Raw genomic sequence first — 3,414 nt, 5'->3', positions numbered from 1 at the left:
GTTGTAAATGCGCCGCCCAGCAGCGATTGATTACGCTTGAAGTAATACACTCGAAGGTCTTTCCTGCCTCGCTGCCCTCAATCTGGCATGAATATCTTGCCGTTCCGTAACCGCCGCATCATAAGTCGGTCATGAATTTGGATCAACAAACCACAGGAACGGAGCATTTTTGTGACTTATGACGCGCTTATCCCGATCATCCGACGTCTGGCCCTAGAAGCAGGTGACAGGATCATGGAAATCTATGAAGCGGATGATTTCGACGTCAAAGTCAAATCAGACTCCAGCCCGGTGACCGAGGCGGATGAGGCCGCAGACGCGTTGATTTCCGCCGGTCTGCGAGAGGCCTTCCCCGATGTTCTGCTGGTCACAGAAGAGCAGGCCGCGTCACACTCGGAAAAAGGCGATACTTTCCTGATTGTGGATCCGCTGGATGGCACCAAGGAATTCATAAACCGTCGCGGTGATTTTACCGTCAACATCGCGCTGGTTGAAAATGGCACACCAACGCGAGGCGTGGTTTATGCGCCTGCCCGGGGTCGTATGTTCTATACTCAGGCCGATGGTCGGTCGGTCGAGGAAACCGGTGCATTGGACAAAGACGCACCCGGTGCACTGACTGAAATTTCAGTCTCTGAACCGGACAATTCGGCGCTTATGGTGGTGGCTTCGAAATCCCACAGGGATCAGGCGACCGAGGATTACATCAGCAAGTACCAAGCCAAAGACAGCAAAAGCGCAGGGTCTTCCCTCAAGTTCTGTCTGGTGGCCACAGGTGAGGCTGATATCTACCCGCGTGTCGGGCGCACAATGGAATGGGACACTGCGGCAGGTCACGCGGTTTTGGCCGGTGCTGGCGGCCGGGTCGTGCGTTTTGACGACCATTCGCCGCTGCTCTATGGCAAAGAAGGATATGCCAATCCGTTTTTTATCGCCTACGCTCCGGGTGTTGAATTGAAGGAAGCCTGATGTCTGTTCTGATTGCCATCCCCGCCCGATACGCCTCGACCCGCTATCCGGGCAAACCATTGGTGCCGCTGTCGGGTGCCACAGGTACAGCTATGACGCTGATCGAACGGTCCTGGCGCGCGGCCAAGTCGGTCTCGGGCGTTGACCGGGTGGTCGTTGCAACGGATGACGATCGTATTCGCGAGGTCTCGGAAGGGTTTGGGGCCGACGTGGTCATGACCTCGGAGAATTGTCAGAACGGCACCGAACGTTGTGCCGAAGCGCATGAGGTCCTGGGGGGCGGGCATGATATCGTGGTCAATCTGCAAGGCGATGCACCGCTGACACCGCACTGGTTTGTCGAAGACCTGATCGCAGGTCTACGCGCCGCGCCGGATGCCGGTGTTGCGACGCCCGTTCTGCGTTGCGACGGCGATGCGCTGAACAGTCTGCTGAACGACCGAAAGAATGACCGCGTGGGCGGCACAACGGCCGTATTCGGGCGCGATCACAGCGCAATGTATTTCTCGAAAGAGGTCGTACCGTTTACCTCGCAATCCTATTCAGGCGACGAGCCCACTCCGGTGTTTCACCATGTGGGCGTTTACGCGTATCGACCCGACGCGCTTGCCGCATACCCAAGCTGGCCCACCGGCCCGTTGGAACAACTGGAAGGTCTGGAGCAGCTTCGGTTCATGGAGAACGGCCGCAAGGTCCTGTGCGTCGAGGTCGAGGCCAAAGGCCGCCAGTTCTGGGAACTGAACAACCCGCAGGACGTGCCCAAGATCGAAGAAATGATGGCGGCGATGGGGCTGGAGTAACAGATTTTCCCCATGACATCCGGCGGCCCCTATATGTTTTGTAAAAGTTATTCGGATTCAAAGGGCGCATCATGACATCTATCCTCGTAACTGGCGGTGCCGGGTATATCGGCTCGCACGCGTGCAAGGCGCTGGCGAAGGCAGGCTACGTCCCGGTGACCTACGACAATCTGGTCACAGGTTGGCAGGATGCAGTGAAATACGGCCCGTTCGAGCAAGGCGACCTGCTGGACCGGGAACGACTGGATCAGGTGTTCGCCAAACACAAGCCTGCCGCAGTGATGCATTTTGCGGCTCTCAGCCAGGTGGGTGACGCCATGCGCCAGCCCGGGCTCTATTGGTCAAACAATGTTACGGGTTCGTTGACCTTGATCGAAGCTGCGGTTGCAGCCGGGTGCCTGGATTTCGTGTTCTCATCCACATGTGCCACCTATGGCGAGCATGACAATGTGGTTCTGGATGAATCCACCGCGCAGTACCCTCTGAACGCCTATGGTGCCTCAAAACGCGCAATCGAGGACATCCTGAAAGATTTCGAAGCCGCTCATGGCCTGCGCCATGTCATCTTTCGCTATTTCAACGTTGCCGGGGCAGACCCTGATGGGGAAGTGGGCGAGTTTCACCGGCCGGAAACACACCTGATCCCCCTGATGCTGGATGCGATTGACGGAAAACGCGAGGGCCTGACCGTCTTTGGCACCGATTACGACACCCCAGACGGCACGTGTATCCGCGACTATGTACATGTTTGCGATTTGGTCGACGCGCATGTGCTGGGATTGGACTGGCTGGAACAAGGCAAGGAAAGCCGGGTTTTCAATCTGGGCACAGGATCGGGATTTTCTGTGCTTGAGGTGATCGAGCAATCCAAATCCGTCACCAACCGCCCTGTTCCTTATTCGACTGGGCCGCGCCGGGCGGGCGATTGCACCAAGCTGGTCTCAGGCTCTGTCCGGGCCGAAACCGAACTGGGATGGACGCCAAAACGGTCAACGTTAGAGACGATGATTGCGGATGCCTGGCGTTGGCATCAGAACGGCCATTACGAAAAATGAGCCGTCCGTGACCTCCGGCACAGTGCAGAACCTGCCGCAGATCAATTGGCGGCAAATGTACCGATTGCGTTGGAAACGGCGGCGGCTGCTGTGGCGCTCCTTGCGCAGCCGGCACCAGTTGACGAGCCTAAAAGACCAGACCCGCGAAATCCACGCGGGCGATGTGCTGGCCTTTGTCACCTTGCGCAACGAGGTTACCCGCCTGCCGTGGTTCTTTCGACACTACCGTCAATTGGGCGTGCGTCATTTTCTGATCGTCGACAACGGCAGCAACGATGGCTCGACTGCCTTTGTGCTGGATCAACCCGATGTGTCTGTCTGGCAAACCTACTCCAGTTATCGCGGATCACGATTTGGCCTGGATTGGCTGACCTGGCTGCAGATGCGATATGGGCACAATCACTGGTGTCTGATGGTCGATGCGGATGAGTTGTTGGTTTATTCCCGGTGCGATACCCGGCCCCTGCAGGATCTGACGGCCTGGTTGGACCAACAAGGCAGGGTGGGTTTTGGCGCGTTGATGCTGGACCTCTATCCCAAAGGTCCGTTGGGCCGTGACGCCTATGATCCAATCACCGACCCAACCGACC

General features: G+C 57.4%; 4 protein-coding genes. All 4 read left to right on the top strand.

Features of this window, described 5'->3' with window-relative positions:
• The first annotated feature begins 171 nt into the window (after positions 1-171).
• Complete coding sequence (gene cysQ / locus AC2FNU_RS24425) at positions 172-969, top strand: 3'(2'),5'-bisphosphate nucleotidase CysQ (RefSeq protein ID WP_496794072.1); 798 nt, start codon at positions 172-174, stop codon at positions 967-969.
• Positions 969-1,769 carry a 3-deoxy-manno-octulosonate cytidylyltransferase family protein gene (locus tag AC2FNU_RS24420; protein ID WP_496794068.1) on the top strand — a complete coding sequence of 267 codons (801 nt, stop codon included), beginning with the start codon at positions 969-971 and terminating at the stop codon, positions 1,767-1,769. The genes cysQ and AC2FNU_RS24420 overlap by 1 nt, the downstream gene beginning before the upstream one ends.
• Before the next feature lie 71 nt (positions 1,770-1,840).
• Positions 1,841-2,824, top strand: coding sequence for a UDP-glucose 4-epimerase GalE (gene galE / locus AC2FNU_RS24415; RefSeq protein WP_496794063.1), 984 nt, complete (start codon positions 1,841-1,843; stop codon positions 2,822-2,824).
• A gap of 118 nt (positions 2,825-2,942) precedes the next feature.
• Positions 2,943-3,414 (top strand): glycosyltransferase family 2 protein (locus AC2FNU_RS24410; RefSeq protein ID WP_496794058.1); only part of this gene is annotated, 472 nt, incomplete at its 3' end.

The organism is Ruegeria sp. BHSB064, from assembly GCF_059613205.1.
This window is presented reverse-complemented; position numbering and strand designations above follow the sequence as displayed.